19 protein-coding genes are annotated in these 18,482 nt (G+C 45.9%); 15 read left to right on the top strand and 4 right to left on the bottom strand.

Features of this window, described 5'->3' with window-relative positions; all coding sequences use genetic code 11:
* The first annotated feature begins 230 nt into the window (after window positions 1-230).
* A complete protein-coding gene (locus tag QUB26_RS28435; protein WP_333320686.1) occupies window positions 231-566 on the top strand; it encodes a hypothetical protein in 336 nt (111 codons plus the stop codon).
* A 286-nt stretch (window positions 567-852) separates the two neighbouring features.
* Here QUB26_RS28435 and QUB26_RS28430 read toward each other — a convergent pair whose 3' ends face one another.
* Complete coding sequence (locus QUB26_RS28430) at window positions 853-1,206, bottom strand: hypothetical protein (protein WP_333320684.1); 354 nt, start codon at window positions 1,204-1,206, stop codon at window positions 853-855.
* A 2,736-nt stretch (window positions 1,207-3,942) separates the two neighbouring features.
* Here QUB26_RS28430 and QUB26_RS28425 point away from each other — a divergent pair.
* The 3 genes from QUB26_RS28425 to QUB26_RS28415 all read left to right on the top strand — a co-directional run bounded on the left by QUB26_RS28425 (window position 3,943) and on the right by QUB26_RS28415 (window position 6,482).
* Complete coding sequence (locus QUB26_RS28425) at window positions 3,943-4,092, top strand: hypothetical protein (protein ID WP_333320682.1); 150 nt, start codon at window positions 3,943-3,945, stop codon at window positions 4,090-4,092.
* Between the two features lie 144 nt (window positions 4,093-4,236).
* Window positions 4,237-4,638 carry a plasmid mobilization protein gene (locus QUB26_RS28420; protein ID WP_333320680.1) on the top strand — a complete coding sequence of 134 codons (402 nt, stop codon included), beginning with the start codon at window positions 4,237-4,239 and terminating at the stop codon, window positions 4,636-4,638.
* A 50-nt stretch (window positions 4,639-4,688) separates the two neighbouring features.
* Window positions 4,689-6,482 (top strand): relaxase/mobilization nuclease domain-containing protein, encoded by a 1,794-nt coding sequence (locus QUB26_RS28415; protein WP_333320678.1) that lies wholly within the window; start codon window positions 4,689-4,691, stop codon window positions 6,480-6,482.
* Window positions 6,483-6,917: 435 nt separating this feature from the next.
* On the opposite strand, the gene QUB26_RS28410 is transcribed toward QUB26_RS28415, so the two are convergent.
* The 3 genes from QUB26_RS28410 to QUB26_RS28400 form a co-directional block, all read right to left on the bottom strand.
* On the bottom strand, window positions 6,918-10,049 hold the full coding sequence (locus QUB26_RS28410; protein ID WP_333320675.1) for a DUF3854 domain-containing protein: 3,132 nt from the start codon (window positions 10,047-10,049) through the stop codon (window positions 6,918-6,920).
* Between the two features lie 393 nt (window positions 10,050-10,442).
* Window positions 10,443-10,970, bottom strand: a complete 528-nt coding sequence (locus QUB26_RS28405) for a hypothetical protein (protein WP_333320673.1) — start codon at window positions 10,968-10,970, stop codon at window positions 10,443-10,445.
* Between the two features lie 159 nt (window positions 10,971-11,129).
* Entirely contained in the window at window positions 11,130-11,408 is a 279-nt protein-coding gene (locus QUB26_RS28400) for a hypothetical protein (protein ID WP_333320671.1), read from the bottom strand.
* A 196-nt stretch (window positions 11,409-11,604) separates the two neighbouring features.
* Here QUB26_RS28400 and QUB26_RS28395 point away from each other — a divergent pair, with 196 nt between their 5' ends.
* From QUB26_RS28395 to QUB26_RS28345, 11 genes are all read left to right on the top strand, one after another.
* Window positions 11,605-12,192 (top strand): hypothetical protein, encoded by a 588-nt coding sequence (locus QUB26_RS28395; protein ID WP_333320669.1) that lies wholly within the window; start codon window positions 11,605-11,607, stop codon window positions 12,190-12,192.
* Complete coding sequence (locus QUB26_RS28390) at window positions 12,189-12,374, top strand: hypothetical protein (RefSeq protein ID WP_333320667.1); 186 nt, start codon at window positions 12,189-12,191, stop codon at window positions 12,372-12,374. Before QUB26_RS28395 ends, QUB26_RS28390 begins: the two co-directional genes overlap by 4 nt.
* Window positions 12,375-12,460: 86 nt before the next feature.
* The gene (locus QUB26_RS28385) at window positions 12,461-12,850 is read left to right on the top strand and encodes a hypothetical protein (protein WP_333320665.1); all 390 of its coding nucleotides are present in this window, start codon (window positions 12,461-12,463) and stop codon (window positions 12,848-12,850) included.
* The gene (locus QUB26_RS28380) at window positions 12,813-13,214 is read left to right on the top strand and encodes a hypothetical protein (RefSeq protein WP_333320663.1); all 402 of its coding nucleotides are present in this window, start codon (window positions 12,813-12,815) and stop codon (window positions 13,212-13,214) included. The genes QUB26_RS28385 and QUB26_RS28380 overlap by 38 nt, the downstream gene beginning before the upstream one ends.
* Before the next feature lie 285 nt (window positions 13,215-13,499).
* Window positions 13,500-13,667, top strand: coding sequence for a hypothetical protein (locus QUB26_RS28375; protein WP_333302874.1), 168 nt, complete (start codon window positions 13,500-13,502; stop codon window positions 13,665-13,667).
* A gap of 100 nt (window positions 13,668-13,767) precedes the next feature.
* Window positions 13,768-13,974 (top strand): hypothetical protein, encoded by a 207-nt coding sequence (locus tag QUB26_RS28370; protein ID WP_333320661.1) that lies wholly within the window; start codon window positions 13,768-13,770, stop codon window positions 13,972-13,974.
* Window positions 13,975-14,024: 50 nt separating this feature from the next.
* The gene (locus QUB26_RS28365; RefSeq protein WP_333320659.1) at window positions 14,025-14,819 is read left to right on the top strand and encodes a hypothetical protein; all 795 of its coding nucleotides are present in this window, start codon (window positions 14,025-14,027) and stop codon (window positions 14,817-14,819) included.
* A 2-nt stretch (window positions 14,820-14,821) separates the two neighbouring features.
* Window positions 14,822-15,292 carry a hypothetical protein gene (locus QUB26_RS28360; protein ID WP_333320656.1) on the top strand — a complete coding sequence of 157 codons (471 nt, stop codon included), beginning with the start codon at window positions 14,822-14,824 and terminating at the stop codon, window positions 15,290-15,292.
* Window positions 15,289-17,127, top strand: a complete 1,839-nt coding sequence (locus QUB26_RS28355) for a hypothetical protein (protein WP_333320655.1) — start codon at window positions 15,289-15,291, stop codon at window positions 17,125-17,127. The genes QUB26_RS28360 and QUB26_RS28355 overlap by 4 nt, the downstream gene beginning before the upstream one ends.
* Before the next feature lie 230 nt (window positions 17,128-17,357).
* On the top strand, window positions 17,358-17,771 hold the full coding sequence (locus QUB26_RS28350) for a hypothetical protein (RefSeq protein WP_333320653.1): 414 nt from the start codon (window positions 17,358-17,360) through the stop codon (window positions 17,769-17,771).
* A gap of 8 nt (window positions 17,772-17,779) precedes the next feature.
* On the top strand, window positions 17,780-18,388 hold the full coding sequence (locus QUB26_RS28345; protein ID WP_333320651.1) for a 3'-5' exonuclease: 609 nt from the start codon (window positions 17,780-17,782) through the stop codon (window positions 18,386-18,388).
* The last annotated feature ends 94 nt before the right edge of the window (window positions 18,389-18,482 follow it).

Genomic DNA, 18,482 nt, shown 5'->3' with positions numbered 1-18,482 from the left:
TCCTCACCTCACCGCGTCTTTCATCCCACACTAACCTTTGATCGGTATAGTGTGGGGATTCCCGTCTGTTTAGCTAAAGTTGGTGGGGGTGGCTGTCCCATTACCACTACAAAGAATTATTTTAAGCTCTTCTCAGAAGCTAACCAGGTATTGGTACTCGTGTGATCGCGCATTCATCTAGCGCCTTGATATCTTGGTTGAAGCCTAAGTCAAAAGTAGCATTAGATGGTATGGTCGCATCTATGAACTCGGCAGCGGCAGGCTGGAGGTTTACAACCGGAACAATAGGTTTTAGCAGCAGTGGGTTCCGAACTCGCGCGGCCCTGCATGCGATCGCGCCAATCGGCGTAGAGTTAGGACTATGGCAGGGCAGCTATCAAAACCAAACGATGCTGTGGCTGAGGTGGTGGGACACAGAGGGCAATTTGCTGCTGACAGGTGCACAACGAGCCTCTAAAACCCAACAAGCACTTTTTGATGCAATTCTTCGGCTGTTGGGAATGGGATTGAATGCAGAGCAAGTGGCAGAAGCCCTTGTCAAGCTCGATCAGACAATAACAGTTTAGCCGATTGCAAAGCGCGGGCCCGACAATAATATTTCACTCCACTGTTAAGGCTGACATAACGGCTGCTGTGTTGCCAATTTTCTCACACTTCTGAAATTTGATTTTTAATTCAATTTAGATCGCGTAACTTGACTATTAAATCAATTCACTTGTTGTTAAAAAGGCTAAAAAATAGCTAATTGTTGTGGAGCGTTAAAGTCAGGCATTTGCAGTATAAAGTCAGGTATTTGCAGTATAAAATCAGTGAGATTACAGGCATTTGCAGGGGGCTGCACTTTACCTGTATTTACCCGAAAATATCCTGCTTGCCACCTGCAAATACCTGCCAAATTACTGCTTTTTTGTGCAAGGACTGCCTTTGCTGGTTGAGGTCGGTTATGGCTGTTCTCAATCGGTAGCAAGCAATGGTTTTGTGATCACAAACGGCGACTTTATGTTTCCGAGATAAAAATAATCCACCCCATGAATAGAGATTACTGCCTGTACGAATAAGGTAGAGAACTATAACGAGCATTGATAGTTGGGAGTCGATCGACTGTTGTAAACCAAGCCACAGTTCCCTCACGACTGCTGTAAACCAAGCACGCCGTTCCCTCACGGCTACTGTAAACCGAGTGCGTAAGAGGTCACGGAACTTCAAGCACAAGATTAAATTAAAGCGGAGGGAGCGAATCGTTCGCCATCCTCCATCCGACCTTCGTAATTATTCGGTTATTGGGCCTCTCACGAGTGAGAATAATTTGCCATCGCCGAAAATAAACAGCTTTCCTTTATTTCAAACATCGGACGATCGAGGAAATGTTAATGACGAAGGTCGAGCGCTCGAAGGGCGGAGTATGCGTTGACTTTTAATAGCCATCGAGTGTAAGTAGCGATCAATCGCAATGCAGGCATTTGCAGTATAAAGTCAGGAGTTTGCAGTATAAAATCAGTGAGATTACAGGCATTTGCAGGGACTGTACTCTACCTGTATTTACCCGAACATACCCTGCAAACGGCTGCAATTTCCTGCCAAATTACTGCTTTTTTGTGTCCAGCGTACATTTGCCTGTTGAGGTTGGTTATGACTGTTTAGTTTTGGTAGCAAGCAATGGTTTTGCGATCGCAAACCCTGACTAATTCGTGCAGACGAAGAATATCCACCCTCCCATGAATATTGAGCATATTGCTTACCCGCAGTTCAAACCTTATTGATATGGATCAGTTCCTACGGAGCGAGTAGCTACTGAAGCCCAAATGCCTCAATAAAAGCGGTCAGGTATGGGACAGGCACGGCGAACTATTTCTTTGTGGGAATATATTAGCGATCGCTCTTTACGCCTAGAGATTACTGCTTGTACTCATAACGTGGAGAATTATAACCGCCATTAATAGGTGGAAGTTGAGCGACTGCTGTAAACCGAGCGACTGCTGTAAACCGAGCGACTACTGTAAACCGAGTCAGGGGGTAAATTTTTATCCGACTTTCAAACTCGCTCGGACAACAACTGTTTAGCCGATTGCAAAGCGCGGGTTCGACAACAGCAATTTATGCAACTGTTAAGGCTGACATAACGGCTGCTACGCTGCCAAATTTTTCGCACTTGCTCAACTTGATTTTTAATTCAATTTAGATAACGGCTGCTGCCTGCCAATTTTTTCGCACTTGCTCAACTTGATTTTTAATTCAATTTCGATGCCATAACTTGACTATTAAATCAATTCGGATTTTGTTAAAAACGGTAAAAAATTAGCTAATTGTTGCGTCAGCTAAAGTCAGGCAAGTGCAGTATAAAGTCAGGCAAGTGCAGTATAAAGTCAGGTATTTGCAGGGGGTGCACTTTACCTGCATTTACCTGAAAATATCCTGCAAATGCCTGACTTTTTCGGTTAAATTGCTGCTTTTTTATGCTGTTCGTGCCTTTGCTTGTTGAGGCTGGTTTTGGCTGTTCTCTGTCAGTAGCAAGCAATGGTTTTGCGATCGCAAACCCTGACTAATTCGTGTTGACAAAAAATAATGCACCCTCATGAATGCGGTAATCCTAAGTGCAAGGCGATCGCGCTCTTGCTAGCTGTCGGACGAACGATAATCACAGCGAGCATCGACTTGATAGGGTCAATGGTGAGCCAGTGGTAGCGACAATCCGGCAGATTCGGATAGTGCGAGTAAGGGCAGCGGAGTCGAGTCGCGAGTTGTAGTTTTTAAAGTCAAAATAATTCAAATCACCACAAAGGTTTGGCTTTGAATCGTGAGCCGTGCAGCTATCGCCACAACTACCTAAAAACTAGGGCTGGGGTGTCAAGGGGCTTAATTTTACCCGCTCTTCAACTGTGCCTCCCAATCAATACCACTGATGCGATGTTAGCCAAGTGTGTCAAAAGGCTTGATTTTTACCCGATATTCAACTGTCCCGATTGCTCATACTATTGTGGCGACTTTTCTGGCAGCACTGGCATCAATTGCCCCGTCACACAAGCGTAGCGATCGCTTCCTCGCTCTCAAGTTAACCAGTCATGCTAGTTCAAGGTTATGTAATGCCGCGTGAAAACTCATATCGGTACGGCCTTAAACTTAGAGGCGCGAGGCTCACGCGCTCTCTCTGAAATCGGGTACCAACCGTACCATCGCCCCCACAATTGTCACTACCTTCTCATTGCCTAGTTTAGCAAGTTTTCCCACTTTTTCTTGGACTACAAAATTTACTTGCTTGCCGAAGTAACGCTATTAGCATTCTGGCAGCAAAAAATTACTGAGACATCTTGCTTTTTTTGTACAAAAGTACGGTAGCACTGCCTTCAATAAAGCCAAACAAACTGAACTGCAACTCTTGTTAGAAAAACGCTACCGCCTTTGTCCGATACATTAATATGCAATAGCTGAATGGCTAATAACGAGGCGGCAATCTTTTAGGCAACCTTAACATTCTATTCGATTAGTTCGGCTTGCTTAATTGTGAAAGTACAGGTTGCTATAAATGCTACCACTTTTGAGCCTCTGCTACATTTGCCTAAAATTGGAGTGTAGAGCTTGCTGTTAAATTATTAAATTGATATTAAGTGTACCGGGACAGAAAAAAACCTCAAAATTAACTTTTTAGGACTGAGTTTTCGTGAGTTTTTGGCTGTTTTTCGCTGTCTTTTCTGAGAATGTGCGAGTAAACTTGTGCAAACTAAACTTAATTCTTAGCTGAATTTGGGGGCTTATTCGCAGCAAAAAACGCATGAAAACTCAAACTTATGCCAGAGAGGAAGCTTGCACAAAAAGCAGGAATGAGTCGTAGCAAGCAATGTTTTTGTGATCACAAACCTGACTTTTATGTGCAGAAAGAGAAATAATGCACCCTCCTTTTACCGAAGCCTAACCGTAAGGTCGGGTTTAATACTTTTTTAAGCTTTAATGACAATTGTAACTATTTGTACTACAATTAAAGCTGAATATTATACCGCTATAAGAAATTATCGGGAGAAAATGCTTCAAAAGCAATTCAACAAGCTCATCACTTATTCAAGTGCGATCGCACCTCAACCCACTATTTTATACAAATAAAGGAAATTATCGTCAGTCTCTACGTTAATAAACTGTCTAAATAGCCCTCTCCAATTGGGGGAGATAAATTCACCTGAATAGCGCTTGTCGATTACAGTTATTAACTTGTATCTTGGCTCATAGTGTGATTCCTGATTAAAAGCTATGAAAACTTTAGTGAAAGTAAGACCCAAAGAGCGCCTATCAAACCATATCCACATTCGCCTAACAGACTCAGACTACAATCAAATTAAAGCAAGAGCAGAGCAAGTAAATTTGAGTATGAGCGACTTCATCCGTCGTGCAGCTTTGAAAAGAGCCATGCCACGCCCTCTAGCTGCATTTGACTTGAAAGCCTATCAAGTTTTGTGCCAAATTAATGCCCAACTTAGAATTGCCGGAAACAATATTAATCAGATTGCTAAAGCTTACAATAGTGCTGTGATATTAGGAGAACCCGTTATTGTCAATAGAGGACTCTTAGAAAGCGTACAGCACCTCATTCAACAAAACCAAACTGCTATTAAAACAATAGTTGCAAACCTTACCAATTCTACAGTTCGCTAATTTTTAACAAGCCTGAGCAATCGATGCAATAAACCTACTGCAAAACGGTTATGATTGGCAAACAAATCAAAGGTACAGGCTTTCGAGGCTGTCTGAACTACGTGCTGGGCAAAAAAGACGCCACTCTAATTGGCGGTACTATGTGCGGACAAACTCCTGAAGAACTGGCTGCTGAATTTGCCATCGCCCGACAACTAAGACCTAACCTGAAAGTAGCAGTTTTTCACGCCACTTTATCTGTCGATAGCACCGAAAAACTAGAAGATTCTGAAGAAAATGACCAGCGCTGGCTGGCGATTGCAGCCAACTACATGAAAGCGATGGAATTTGACAACAACCAGTACGCAGTTGTCAAGCACAGCGATACAGAACACGACCACATCCACATCGTCGCCAGTCGCATTTGCTTAGATGGAGGTGTTGTTGACGATAGCTGGGACTATTACAAAAGCCAAGAAACTATTCGCCAACTCGAACGGAACTACAACCTGGACACTGTTACACCCAGTTGGGAAACAGACAGGCGGGCTCAGACTACAGGAGAACACAGGTACTTACAAAGCAAAGGAAACAAGAGCGTCAGGGTGCAATTACAAGACCGAATTGATGAAGCCACCCAAGACAACCCAAGTATGCCAGAATTCGTTGAGCGGTTGCAGCAACAAGGCGTAGAGGTGCAAGTCGGATTGACTCGAACTGGCTTCAGTAAAGGCATTTCTTACAATTTAGATGGCGTCGCTTTGAGTGGCACTCAGTTGGGTAAAGCCTACACTTTTTCTGGATTGCAGAAGCATCGAGGCGTTAGCTATGACCCACAACGAGATAATGCGTTAATTGAGGCTTTAATGCAGCCACAACACTTAGCTATCGCCCCCAGTGAGGCAGAGGAAAATGAGCTAGAGTCGTCACAATCTGAGTTAGTAGCAAGCGCACCTGGAACTCCTGCAAGAGCAAATGAGTTAGAGTTGTCACAATCTGAGCTAGAAACAACCGTACCTGCAACTCCTTCAACAGCAAATGAGTTAGAGTTGTCACAATCTGAGCTAGAAACAACCGCACCTGCAACGAGTGCAACAGCAAATGAGTTAGAGTCGTCACAATCTGAGTTAGCAGCAAGCGCACCGGCAATCCCTGCAACAGCAAATGAGTTAGAATCGTCACAATCTGAGCTAGCAGCAACCGCACCTGCAACTCCTGCAACAGCCAATGAGTTAGAGTTGCAATTATCAATCCTGCCTGAAAGGAATGAAACTCAGTGGCCAAAAGTGCGCTCGCATCTAGCAGTCGAGTACAGTTTACCTTTAGAGTTACTCGATTTATTGCACTCTCATTCTTGGTTGTATGCCGGCTCAGAAAAGGCTGTGTTTACAGGACGGACGCTTGAGGGGGAAGCCAGGTTCGCTTTTGTTCTCGATGAAAGAGGCAACTTTACTACAACCCATCCCCTGTCATCTGAAGCTGCTTTCTGGGTAGCTACTACTGGAGAAATCGAGCGAGCTGTGATTGCCTGTAACCCAATTGAAGCCCTTTCAATTTTGCTTATTGAACAGGAAAATAGCCAGGATAACTCTGCAACAGCACCAGCCACAATTTACCTAGGAATTGAACGAGCTTCACAACTGCCTATACAATTCTTACAAGAACTCGATAGCGTTATTATAGCAATAGCAGAAGATTATATGCTCGCTCGAAATGCGCTCGCGCTGCTACCGGATGCAGAACTTGCCACTCCACAGTCAAGTTGGAATGATATTTGGATACAATTAATTGAGCAAGAACAGCCAACTCATAAACAAAATAACCAACAGCATAAACAGCGCACCCAAGATATTGAGCTGGATTAGCTTTTACAGCTTTAAAAATTGATACGACTTACGCAACTGAGGAATTTTTAGACTATCGGACACTCGGCAGACATAGCGAGCGCCGTCGATGTGCCTTGCCGAGGGGGCCAGCCACACAGGTGAATGAACTTATCACCCTATTCTCCCGACTTCAATCCTATAGCCCACATTCGGCACCCTGAACTGTCACAATACGAATTTTCGGAGTTTGGCTAAATTGAACTGGCGAGCGCAAGTCCAATTTCCCACTTCTGTGTATAAAAAATGATTAGTTGGGTTCACAAAATTCCGCCAAAACCGATTGTGACAGTGGAGGGTGCGGAAAGTGGGTTTGAGTGTGCAGAATTTACGTCTGATAGGCTACCCAAACCCCACAAACCGCATCAAAAGGTAAATGGGGCTTTTTCTACTCTGTCAGAACTAAGCCAAAAGGCTCTAACGCCGCTGCTGCATCAGCTCACCTATCCGCTGCCTCACCAAAGCATCCTCCCCTTCGAGCCAAGCGGTGATTGTGGCAGCCTCGTAGCGAGTCCCCGGTGCGTTCCATCCGTACATCTGTGTAAGCAGGTTTTGGAGCTGTTCGGGGTAGTATTCGGGCCACCAAATCAGGGCAATATCTCGTATCTTTTCGGCATCCTCTGGCGCGATTTGTGCGGGTTCCGGTTCCGCTAATTCCTCTGCTGGTGCGGGTTCGGGCGCTAGTTGCTCCGGTTCCGGTTCGGAGAAATTGTCGCCCTGTGCGCTCGGCTTCAGCGACCGCTCAGAGATTGTCGGTCGCTCTGAATTTTTGGCTAAAGAGGTGAACTCGCTCCGCTCTTCTTCGGTCAGCGCCGCCCAAATCTTCTCTCGGTTTGCAGTTCCCTTGCCACAGACTTTTTTGAGCACTGGCAGAATGTCGGTGGCCGCTTGCCGTGCCGATTCGGGGTCAGGCTCTGCCAGCGCCAATCGAATCATTTGCAGCAAGTCGAGTTCGTCTTCGTTCAATTCTGAGTGCTGACCTGAATGTACACCTGAATGTAGGCTTTGTGTAGGCTGAATGTCTTGCTCTGTATGGCTCGTGTAGAGCGTGTAAACTTTGGGCGAGGGTAAGACTTCCACAACATCAGCATCAGTATTCACCTGGTCGGGAGAGGTTGATGTTGTGCCGCCATCAGTTTCGAGACTTGAGTCAGCAGAAGTTGATGTTGTGCCGCTATCAGTTTCGAGACTTGAGTCAGCAGAAGTTGATGTTGTGCCGCTATCAATTTCGAGACTTGAGTCAGCAGAAGTAATTTCATTCTTTTTTACAAATTTTGAGTTTAAGTCTACATGGTCTACACAAGCCTTGTGGGATAAGGATTGTAGGTCTACATTTGAGTCTGCACCCTGTAGACCTATATCTACATTTTTGGATTGACTCAACAAATCTTCTACAGTCGAAATGTCTTGGTCGGTATCTGTCCGCAACCTCAACCCTTTGATTGCCATGCCAGCGGCCGACCGCTGCTTTGCGACATCTTTCCATTCGAGGACTTCTCGGCAGAGTTCCACCAAATCTGCTGAGAAATTGTTTTTACCTTTGGCGCTGTACCCGGCTTGACGACAGTAATTGTTATAGGAGCCGAACAAACTTGATTTAGCCGCGACATAATCCGCATCTTTCCATTCGTCTTTATTGGCTCCGATTGCCGTCTGGGCCTCGGTATCGTGAATAATGCAATCGTTGACCCATGACGCCATCGGGTCGGCCCGCACCCGGTCAGCCCAAAAAGTGCCATTAATCCCGGTTCCTTCTTGAGCCAAAATGCGCTCAATTTCGGTCACTGGAATTGATAACAAATATTGGGTAAATGCGCTTAATTCCGGCTCTAATTCTCGTTCGAGGTGGGGGTTTCGCTTAATGGGGGTGTACTCGAATCCTTCTTGAATTATTCGCCGCTTCAACCAGGAAAGTCCGCTGGCTGGGAAACACGGCTGATTTGAAGTAATTAGCGCCAGACCAGAAAAACGGAAGTCAACAGCCGATTTGTACAATTGGCGACCGCTAATTTTACCCCCGCCCGTCAGTGACCTGAAGTTTGATAAATTGCCTGTGTACTTTTCTTGGTCGTCAAAAACCGCTAGCCGCTTTGTCTGTAAATCCGCGACTTTATCTGAAGCGGTTAAATCTTCCAAGTTTCCAATCCAAGTGTTTCGCTCTCCAACCACCATTGTGGTCAGTCTAGTATAAAGCCCTTTCCCAGTTCCACCGGGGCCAGTCAGCATTAGGAATTTGTGCAAATGCGCCATACCGCGCAAGCTGGCGGCGATGAAGGCAATCAGAATGTCTTTCTTGTTCCGATTGCCATCGGTGGCCTGATTCATCCAATCGTTGATTTTTGCCCATCCAGTATTAACAGCGCTTCCTTTGTAGCTGCGCGGTAGTGACCAAGTTAGTCGGAATCCGGGGGCGTGTTCTTGCCAAGTGTTGCTTTCAATGGAAAGCACCCCATCTTCAAAGGGCAATAGTTCGTTTGATGGTCGCTCTAACCAATCGAGCTCGAATAATTTCCTTTTGAGCGACCCTAGAACGTTGGCGCAGTAGGCGTTGTTGGGTTGCAACCCCCGCGTCTGGCACATGGTATCTATGGCGCTGAGGACATAATCGTCGTTCACCGCTGCCCAAACTCCTTTGTGTCGCAGCTCGTACTTCATCCAAGATTTGTGTTCGTCAGAGTAGCAGAGTTGGTCGCGCAACTCCTCGGCAAGTTCGGCTCCCAATTCTTGGGGTAAAGGAATTTTATTCTTAGGCGATGAATCCTCGCTCTCATCAAGATTGCTCTCCCAGTCCTGAAAGCTGACTGACTTCATAAGCATCCGCCTGAACTCTTCTATTCCTTTTCTCTGGATAAAATCATCCATACCTTTGGTTTCTCCTTCAGTGCCAGGTTCCCATTGTGCAGTAATGCTGCGAACGGGGACACCAAACTTAAGCAACTGGTGGCCGAGTTTCCGCTGTTCCCAAATGACGTTTGGATTGGTCGCTGCATCCGCATCAAAGACAATGATGAACCCAAAACCGGCACGGGCGTAAGCTTCTAGGGTGGGAACGAGATAGCGTTTGTTCTGCAAGTCGTTTTTCTTGGCAGTCAGCCCCATGCTGATTCCCATCAATGCAATTGTGGGTAAACCATGACAGCATCCCGCGATGGCTTTCCAAATTCCTTCAGTTAGTAAGATGTAGGGCTGACCGTTAATGTGGTAGCAATGCTCTGCAAGCTTTTCGGTATCCCAATAGTCCTTGTCGGTTGGATGCTGGGGGAGAAAAGCGTCATATTCCCCTAACGGGGTGCGGTACTTCGGTGCCTTTTTATCTTCTCTTGACTTCCAGGGCTTGTCTGGCCTGAACTGAAATTGTGTGCCTGCACCAATAAAGAAGATGCCACCAGACTTGGCGGTATAGCCCAAGTAAAATGATGCCTCGTCAGCAGAGACGGTTCGGCAGTTGGCGTAACTCCAATTATTCAACAGCCCCCGGCTCTCAATGTGGGTCTTGTGTTTGGGGCAAAGGTACGCGGTAGTTGATAAAAATTGATCTGCAATATTCATAGATGCCTCTTTCGCTACTCATAGCGCTGCGTGCTGGTTTTTATTGCAAAAACCCGCTAAATGTAGAAGAGACGGCTCTGCTGTAACTACCGTTGATGTGCAAAGGTGCAAATGTGGCAGTAATGGCAGAAATAGACTATGATTAATCTAAAGTTTTTTATTTTTGATTGTCTGCCGTCTCTTCTATAGATAGCGGACTTTTTTTTGGTCTGGTCTAATCGATGCGGGCGGTCGCTTGTTGACAACAGCCTTTTCAAATTCTATACGCGGACGTATTGCGAGCGAACGTTAGCTGACAAGGAATTTCCGAATCGAAAAATCCCAATTGTTGCCGATCGCAATTAACCCGGTTCATCCTCACCCCCCGGAATTCTCCAAGGGTCGATGCCGTTTTCACGCTTGCAAGCGCTCGTAGTAGTCGCGCTCCCACCGAATTTCGTCTTCAGCAGAGTAAGCGTTGCCCAACATTCGCAGGTCGCGTTCGAGTTGCTGGACTCGCTGGCCAAGCAGTTCGTTGCGTTCGGATTCGGTGCGAGTAACGCCGAAAGCTATGTCAAATCGGCGCTCTAAGGTTTCAGTACCCAAAGCCACAACTAAGTCAAAAGCAGGTTTAACTCCTCTGTAACAGCGGTAAATCCAGTAAGCATAAACAACACTTAAGGGCCATCCCCGAATGCGAGTTTGTCCTCTGACTTGTCCCGTGGGGTCAACTTCAAAAGTTTCTGGCGTAAAACCCTCACCCAGTATGGCTTTACCCTCCTTAGAACCTAAAAAGTTTCTGGCGTAAACTGGATCATCCCCAATACACTCAGCCGCCTGTGTTTGGCTCATCCGGTAACTGCCGTCTGGCAACATAAACCCATCGACTGTGAGGGAACCTATTTGCACGGAAGCCCTGACGGCTCTAACTGATTCACTCATCAAAAACTCCTTTGACGCTTCATCGCGCTCTACGTGGCCTATACACTAAACTCCGACAGTCCAAGCTTGGTGTATACGAAAGTTCAACCTAGTTTTTCAAGTAGTGTTTCCCATTCCATAATTTGATTTTTTAGCAATTGAACCCGAGCGCCCTTAGCCTTACGCTTGAGAAACAAACCGCGGCCAGCAAGTTCTTCGCGGGCTAATGCGATACTTTGCTCCAACACTTTTGGTCAATTCCTCCCTATCCTCCTTTTTTAGTTCAGTGTCGGTCATCCCTGCAACCAGGCGGGCGAACTGTTCCAAGAATTCAGAGCGCGAGATTCCAAGCACCTCAGCCCTGGTGTCGATCGCTTTCATTGCCGTAGGAGTCACAAAAATGCTGTAGCGCTCTTTGTTTTCGCCCCAAGCGCTGCGTTCAGCCGGTTTTCTGGTCATTTGTCTGTGTATGCACAATTAACAATTTTCATCATAGGGCTTGACAACACCTAAACAAAAGTGATATGTCTGTGCATACATAGTTACGTCTGTGCATACACAGTTATGGCTTAACACCAAAACCAAACCCCGCCCCCTATGACTGGAAATCTTCTGGGGCGGGGTACGGCACTCACATTAATGAGGTTTTTCAATCATGACACAAATACCGATACCGATAACGGTTGAGGTGTCCGCTGCTGCTGCAACGCCAAAAGTGACGAGCGCTTCTTTGTACCCTTCGTTGTTGGCATCCGTGGACGCGATGGCAGAACCCGCTCTTTGGGTTTTGATGGAAGCGGTCGTTTATTCGCTGCGCCAAAGGGACACGCTCACCCGCTCTATTAAAGAGTGCGGTACTGTTGAATGTCTTGGCGATAAGTGGCCGCAAGATTTTGATTTCTTGCCCAGTGAATCCGAAGCCATCGCCTTAGTAGAAGCAATAGCCGACCAATTCTCCAGCCGCCAACTCCATTCTTGCTGGCAATCGCTGTTGAGCACTTGCAATCGCATCCAAAAGCTTGCCCTCATCGAAGCGATAACCTACGCCCAGCACTATTCATCGACGGTACTCCAAGCGCTCTCTCAATGCGAACTATCGGATTTGTTTTCCGATTCCTTGGAACACTTGGATGTTTGGCTTTCCGAACCCGAAGCCCTGCGCCTAATTCGCTTACTCTCCGGTTCCCTGTTGGCTTCATCGGAAGCTGCACCATCTCCGGGCGACGGGAGGGACGATCGATGAAAGCACTCAAAAGCCATCAATTGCAGTGGAGCGTTACCGTCACCCGCAAGTACAATCCACCCCGCCAGATTATAGTTTTCGGGCGATCGCAAGTAGAAGCACTTCAAGATGCCGTAGCTTCTGCCCGCGAAGTCTGGGGTATCTGGGATGCCAAATCATTTAGCACTCCAGAAAGGAAATAATTTTTTTTGATTTTCATGCGGTCGTTAAGTGGTTGGTAAAAGATTGCCCGACCATTTAACGCCTGGGAAACAACCAAGTAACGACCATGTTTCGACCGCTATCAGCAATAATTCCCGAACAAATTGACTGGACGACGAACGGAACGCTAGCCGGTGCAATGAATATTTCTCTAACTCAACTGAGGCGGGATGCTGCGGTACTCAAAGAATTAGAACTTATTCGATTGCAGGAGGGTGTTGAAGAAATTGAAGTCTCAGAATCGGAAGAAACCCCGACCGACAAAGAAGTTTCGCCCAAACGCACGCGAGCGCGACGGCGCAAGGGATTTGACAGAGCCGACAGCGAAATCATGTGGTTGTTCAGGCAGCTAGTCAAGGAACGAGGCAGGACTAAAGCTATCCAATCAATCAATCAAATCATTGAGGAGTTTTACCACCATGAACACAACGGACAAGAAAGCAGTAGAGCAAGCTAAGGCAGCTCAAAATAGCAGCGCGGGTAAACAAAAACGCACAACCCGTTCTACCGAGAATGCAGAACAAGGTTTGAACAACGTCCAAGCAAAACTGAACGAGGCGAGGCAAAAAGTAAGGCAGAGTACCAAGGATTTTATCTTTGGAGGCGGTATTTCCGATGCTCTGGAAGATATCGCTAACGGAGATTTTGGTGATTTGGGCAACGAAATATTTGATGCACTTGATGTTTTCATTGGAGGGATAGACAGTGGACGTTTAGCATTGGAAACCAGGGAAACGGAGCCAAAAAAAATGCTAACTGCATCGCTCGACTGCGAGAACTTCGACAACTCAGACAACGGAGATCACAACAGAAGCAGGTAGTAGATAAATTGCTGATTTATTTAATTTACCGGCTTCAGGAAAAAGCCCGCACAGAAACTATTACCTCTGCGGGCTATTCTCCTACAAGTGATGACAATTATGCTGAAGAAACAATCGCGCTAATGAGGTTTGTCTGATGCTGGAAAGTTACGGTTTCATTGAGTTGTATTTAGTGTGTCCTGGATTGAGATTGTGGCGGGTTGTTAAGTCTAAGCTTGCGACAATCAGTAAAGTGAGCGAAGTGGCTGTATTGGTAGGAGGATGCGCTTGAAAATCAGAGAAGTCTTGGCAACAGTTAAACACTGCAATTCAGGATGGCAAGAACAAAAACTGGTACACATCCTGTTTACTGACCGGGATGAAAAGTATCAGTTACTAAAGCCTTACTGTGTGGAATACGGTAAAAATGTCATCTTTAGCAAGACAGACAACGAGATTTTGTTACCGGATTGAGCAAGGCGCACATATAGAGCTAAGGAGTACAACTTAAATGTAGCAGTCAAGGACAGGTTTACATTTCATTCAGTCCCAATGAAACTTCGAGGTAACAACTATGTCGGATAAGCTCTCGGTCATTTGTGCGTCAATTCTATTCTCAGCTATCCCCACTCTGCTAATTTACGCAGGTCAATCTATCTACCACGACGGTTATCGGCAAGCCGTAAAAGATTTACCGCCAACAGTAGTTCAAGGCGACCAGAATATCGACAACAGTACGAACAACAGCTATCAATTTGCACCGTCACTTGGGGGAAAGTAATCAATGCTAAATCAACTACATAACTCAAAATTAATTAAAAGAGACAAACCATGAGCCAAATTGTTAAATACACAGGCGGTGGAGCCATCGCCCCAGCCCTAGTCGGCAAAGTCAAAGCATTTGATAGCGCACCTGAAATGTTGACTACTTTTCAGGGATACTACGGTTTTGACCCATCAGCGTTTGCGGGGATGTCCGAGGAAGAATTGGGAGCATTCGTAGATTCAGTTGAAGAAATCAAGTTTCTCATTGACAACCTCGACAAGTTAGAAAAACACGTCAACGACTATATTGATGGCGTCGTAAAATACAACGAGTTTGTAGCCCGCTGCGTCAAAGCCGGTGCTAAGGGCATGGAGAAGATCGATCGAGCCACGCTCGACGTGTTCTTGGCATGGAAAGGTTGGCAGGCCAATACTAAAAAACTGGCCAAAGATTCGGATGTTGGCGTCAGACTTCTCGACCAAGAAGTTATCGCTTACGGTGATTTAGCCGAATACGACCTTGAGATTTCTCTTCAGATAGTGGCTAACAGATTAGTCCGTCAAAAAGAGGCGCTATCCCAAAAACCAGACACAGAAGCAGCAAACTATGCGGAACGGCAAGCAGCTCAACAGGCAAAAAGCGAAGAGAGAAATAGGATAAAAGACTTGTTCGCTTACGGTACTCGCGGGAAATTGGGTTTGCCATCATCTAGCAGCAAACAATTAAGTCCTGCTGCCACTAACGCTGCCAATAACGTTGCCAATAACGCTACCACTAACGCTAGCAATAGCGCTACCAATCAAAGTGGTTGGCTAAAAAAATGGGGTGGTAAAGCCTTTGATTATTTCTCAGGGAAGTAGCCATGCAGTTGCCACCATTTCTCATCCCCAAACCTCAAAACCCTCCTGTCTCTCCACCTTCACAACAACCACAACTCCCCGACATAGAAGAATCAGACCAATTGAGGTTTCTCAAGAACTTAAATAGCTTCTGCGGTCAAGGATTCTGGTTTACGATTGGGTTGTCAATTGCTCACGTTGCGAGGATTCTCAGTGCTCCTGTAATGCTCGTTGCAGTGATTTTAGTAGCCGGGTTCCTGTTTGTAGTAAAACCAAAAAACCCAACCTCTTATTTACTATCCATGAGGCGGATCAGTGGATTGGCAGTGCTTATCGGAACTATGGCTGCATTTTGGGACGTGGCGTGGTTGCTGGCAAATATGCCTTTAAGCGTAGGCTTTGGCTTAACAAGAGTGTGGCAGCTTCTTGTGATTGTGGGTGTGGCGGTGATGTTGCTTTTGTCGGTCGCATTGGTGCGGAGGAGGTTGAGATGAAAAGTACGCTCGCTATTTTGATTGCAGGTATCGGATGCACCGGACTTAGTTTGTTCGGCTACTTCGACAAACACGTCAGTTACTGCAATGGAGCTACAAACCCTTGTACGCCTGTTATAGTATCGGGTTCAAAGTATCCCAAGAATGCCAAGTTTGTGAAGCTGCATCAAGGCTGGGGGCTGCTGCGTACTGCATCCGGCGTAATTGGTGCGATAAGCTTTGGTGCGGGTTATTTCACATCGGGTGCAGCATCGGTGAAGCAGAGAAAGAGCGAGGAAGAGGCTGCGATATTTGAGGCACGGCAAAAGCAATTAGAAGCAACTACAAGTGACATTTTGGAGAGCGAAGAAATCCAGAAAACAGCGATTGCTGCTGACTTGAGAGTGAAGGACTTCAAGCGCGAACTCTATGACGGCTACAACACACTTTATTTAGAGAAGAACCCTGAACTGTTGGATGCTTTGACAACCCCTAAATCTTTGCCGGCTTCAATGGAATCAAGGTTCCAGGAATTTGAAGATGCCCAAGTCGAACAAAACGCAGCACCCGCACCAAAGAGCAATCAATTATTGGGTGTAGAACTACCAGTAACTCCCCAATTAGGAGTGAAATTCTTTGATTGGAAGCAGTTTAGGGACACTCCTGAGATGTTTCCTCACATTAGAGGAGTTGCAGCTACCAGATGCGGAAAAACCACGCTATTTGATTGGCTGATGGATGTGATGCCATCCCAAAAGCAGTCGGTAATTACGGTCAAACGGTGGCCGCATCAATGGATTGGCTTAGATGTAATAGGAGTGCCTGAAGATTACCAAGCTATCCGTTCATCTTTGGAAGCACTGCAAGGTGAAAGAGTGCGGCGTACAGCATTAATGGCAAAGGGGATTGATTCACCCATTTGGAATGTAGCTGTTGATGAATGGAAAGCAATTTCGCGTAATGTAAGAGCGATTGTCGATCGCAAAACCAAACAGATTATTTCTCTTAGTGCCAAGCAAATTATGGGTGAAATGATTACTTTAGCCAGGGAAACCAACATCCGCATCTTTGCTTTAGCGCAGGGTAGACAAGTTGTAACTTGGGGATTGGAGGGTGAAAGCGATTTAGCTGAGTGTTTCTGTAGCATTTACATGGGCAAGTTTGCAGTAGAAGAATGTGAATCATACCGCAACAAATTCCCCAAGGATTCCGAACAATACGCCAAGTACCAACAAGTTCGAGATTACTTGGAAGCGCTGGGAAATAGAGCGGCATGGATTAGCTGCGAGTTAGGTGAATTCCCGGCTGTTGTACCCGACTTGAGCCAATGGAAACGAAAGGTTCTAAAAGAGCCAATTGAGCCAATCACTGACACGAATAAAGAGAATATGGGAGTTTACCAAACAAGCGAAACTGATGACCCAGAACAACTTTGGGAACTAGCCAAACAGCGCCTTGAAGAGACTTTTAAGTCATCAGAAATTGCTGAAACAGGGGAGCATTCGGAGCGGGATACGCAAGAACCTGACGTATCCACACCCCAAACCCCAAAGGACGGTCGGATACCTCTAGAACCCTTACCAGATAAAGAGTCTCCGATTTTAGACGGCGCGTCTCTCGTATCCAGGTACTTCTGTGAAACAACGGAATCGGCTCTTTTCGAGCAGGTATTAGCGTATCTAGATACGAGTCGCAATGCCTCTGATATTATTAAAAATGTCCTGAAATGCACCAAACCAGATAAGGATTCGCCGCGTTCGTATTCAAGCGTCGGCAAGCCCGTATTTATTTACCTAGTTCGTAAATACGGAACGGCGGCTTTGATTGCACATTTTGCCGATTTCTTGGATAGGTAAAAATATGAGTAATTTTGGCGATTCCCAAACAAGAACAGCGAGAATAAGAGATAAACTCAGCAAATTTATTATAATAGAAATGTCTGTTTTTAAATCATGACCCTGGGTATATAGCGGTTCTCAAAAAAGTGAGGTATGCCCTATGCCCACGGAGGCCTATGCCCTATGCCCACGGAGGCCTATGCCCATGAGTACCTCATCTTTCTGAGAAAGGCTATATCTGAATCATCATGTTGTACGAGCTGCTACAACTTCGGGGTGAAATCAGAAACATCAAGCCAATTACCAACAAATTTAATTCGACAATTTGGACTGGTCAGATATTCCTGAGCGAGCGCTTGGTTTACGATGGCGAACTTTCGGCTGTGACGGCACGAAAAGAGGCTATTGAGGCTGCCTTGCGACTGGCAAGACGTATCAAAAAAGAAGCTTTGCAGGAGATTGAATTTAAAGCGGTTGGCGACGAACTATATGTTAAGTGGGTTGATTTAGAGCCAAATATTGACGGTTATAATGGATACTATGCAATTTTTCACAAAGGAGTCCAGCAGTTTGCCGTAAAAGCTGGTGAATCGCAGTCGCCAGATGTTGTGTTGGCTAAACTCGAAACGCTTAAATTAAGGCGCGCTCGTTTAGGAGTTTAGCGATTCTTATGGAACTCACAAAGTACAGTTGGTGGGGTGAACCTAACGAGCCGCCACCGCACCTGAAAACTAAAAAACAACTGGGTGAACTTGGTTTATCGCCTCTAAAACCTTCAGGCGTTATCCCAACCCGAAAATACGATGTGTTCCTCTACGACATCAACAATCCTGCATCCTGCCGACCCAAAAGAAAGCCATCTCCCAAACAATTGGAAATTCTTGCCACCAACCGCCTCAAAGCCCAAATCAAGCGGGATTACCGGGAATGGTATCGAGAAGTAGGTTTCATAGAAAAAGATAGGGTGAGTGCCGTTCTTTGGGCAAGAGAACAATTAAGCCAGAACGATTGGGTGATTCTGGATACTGAAACTACGGGGCTCGTGCGTGCTGAGATTGTAGAGATAGCAATTATCAATCATCTCGGTGAAATGTTGCTGAATACGCTCATCAAACCCACAGTTCCCATCCCCGCAGAAGCAGCCTATCTTCACGGCATTAGCGATGCAATGGTAGCCGATGCTCCGAGTTTCCCCGAAGTCTATCCCCGCATTGTTGAAGTCCTTAAATATAAACGAGTATTTCCTGTGTTTCTAACTGTATTTGTTTTATACAGTTAGGAGGAAGCCGTCCTATAAGGACGGGGCTTTAGACCCAATTTTGCCGTAAAATTGTAAATGCCGTCTGGTCGCCCCTATTTTATATTGTTAAATG

Source organism: Microcoleus sp. B4-C1 (assembly GCF_036705285.1).
Classification (GTDB): domain Bacteria; phylum Cyanobacteriota; class Cyanobacteriia; order Cyanobacteriales; family Microcoleaceae; genus Microcoleus.
This window is presented reverse-complemented; position numbering and strand designations above follow the sequence as displayed.

Bases quoted from the DNA above. Each gene is read 5' to 3' on its own strand.
- QUB26_RS28400 (WP_333320671.1), bottom strand. From the start codon at position 11,408: ATGACCAGAAAACCGGCTGAACGCAGCGCTTGGGGCGAAAACAAAGAG.
- QUB26_RS28415 (WP_333320678.1), top strand. From the start codon at position 4,689: ATGATTGGCAAACAAATCAAAGGTACAGGCTTTCGAGGCTGTCTGAAC.
- QUB26_RS28385 (WP_333320665.1), top strand. From the start codon at position 12,461: ATGTTTCGACCGCTATCAGCAATAATTCCCGAACAAATTGACTGGACG.
- QUB26_RS28435 (WP_333320686.1), top strand. From the start codon at position 231: ATGGTCGCATCTATGAACTCGGCAGCGGCAGGCTGGAGGTTTACAACC.
- QUB26_RS28405 (WP_333320673.1), bottom strand. From the start codon at position 10,970: ATGAGTGAATCAGTTAGAGCCGTCAGGGCTTCCGTGCAAATAGGTTCC.
- QUB26_RS28410 (WP_333320675.1), bottom strand. From the start codon at position 10,049: ATGAATATTGCAGATCAATTTTTATCAACTACCGCGTACCTTTGCCCC.
- QUB26_RS28420 (WP_333320680.1), top strand. From the start codon at position 4,237: ATGAAAACTTTAGTGAAAGTAAGACCCAAAGAGCGCCTATCAAACCAT.
- QUB26_RS28370 (WP_333320661.1), top strand. From the start codon at position 13,768: ATGTCGGATAAGCTCTCGGTCATTTGTGCGTCAATTCTATTCTCAGCT.
- QUB26_RS28365 (WP_333320659.1), top strand. From the start codon at position 14,025: ATGAGCCAAATTGTTAAATACACAGGCGGTGGAGCCATCGCCCCAGCC.
- QUB26_RS28425 (WP_333320682.1), top strand. From the start codon at position 3,943: ATGACAATTGTAACTATTTGTACTACAATTAAAGCTGAATATTATACC.
- QUB26_RS28380 (WP_333320663.1), top strand. From the start codon at position 12,813: ATGAACACAACGGACAAGAAAGCAGTAGAGCAAGCTAAGGCAGCTCAA.
- QUB26_RS28390 (WP_333320667.1), top strand. From the start codon at position 12,189: ATGAAAGCACTCAAAAGCCATCAATTGCAGTGGAGCGTTACCGTCACC.
- QUB26_RS28345 (WP_333320651.1), top strand. From the start codon at position 17,780: ATGGAACTCACAAAGTACAGTTGGTGGGGTGAACCTAACGAGCCGCCA.
- QUB26_RS28360 (WP_333320656.1), top strand. From the start codon at position 14,822: ATGCAGTTGCCACCATTTCTCATCCCCAAACCTCAAAACCCTCCTGTC.
- QUB26_RS28355 (WP_333320655.1), top strand. From the start codon at position 15,289: ATGAAAAGTACGCTCGCTATTTTGATTGCAGGTATCGGATGCACCGGA.
- QUB26_RS28395 (WP_333320669.1), top strand. From the start codon at position 11,605: ATGACACAAATACCGATACCGATAACGGTTGAGGTGTCCGCTGCTGCT.
- QUB26_RS28350 (WP_333320653.1), top strand. From the start codon at position 17,358: ATGTTGTACGAGCTGCTACAACTTCGGGGTGAAATCAGAAACATCAAG.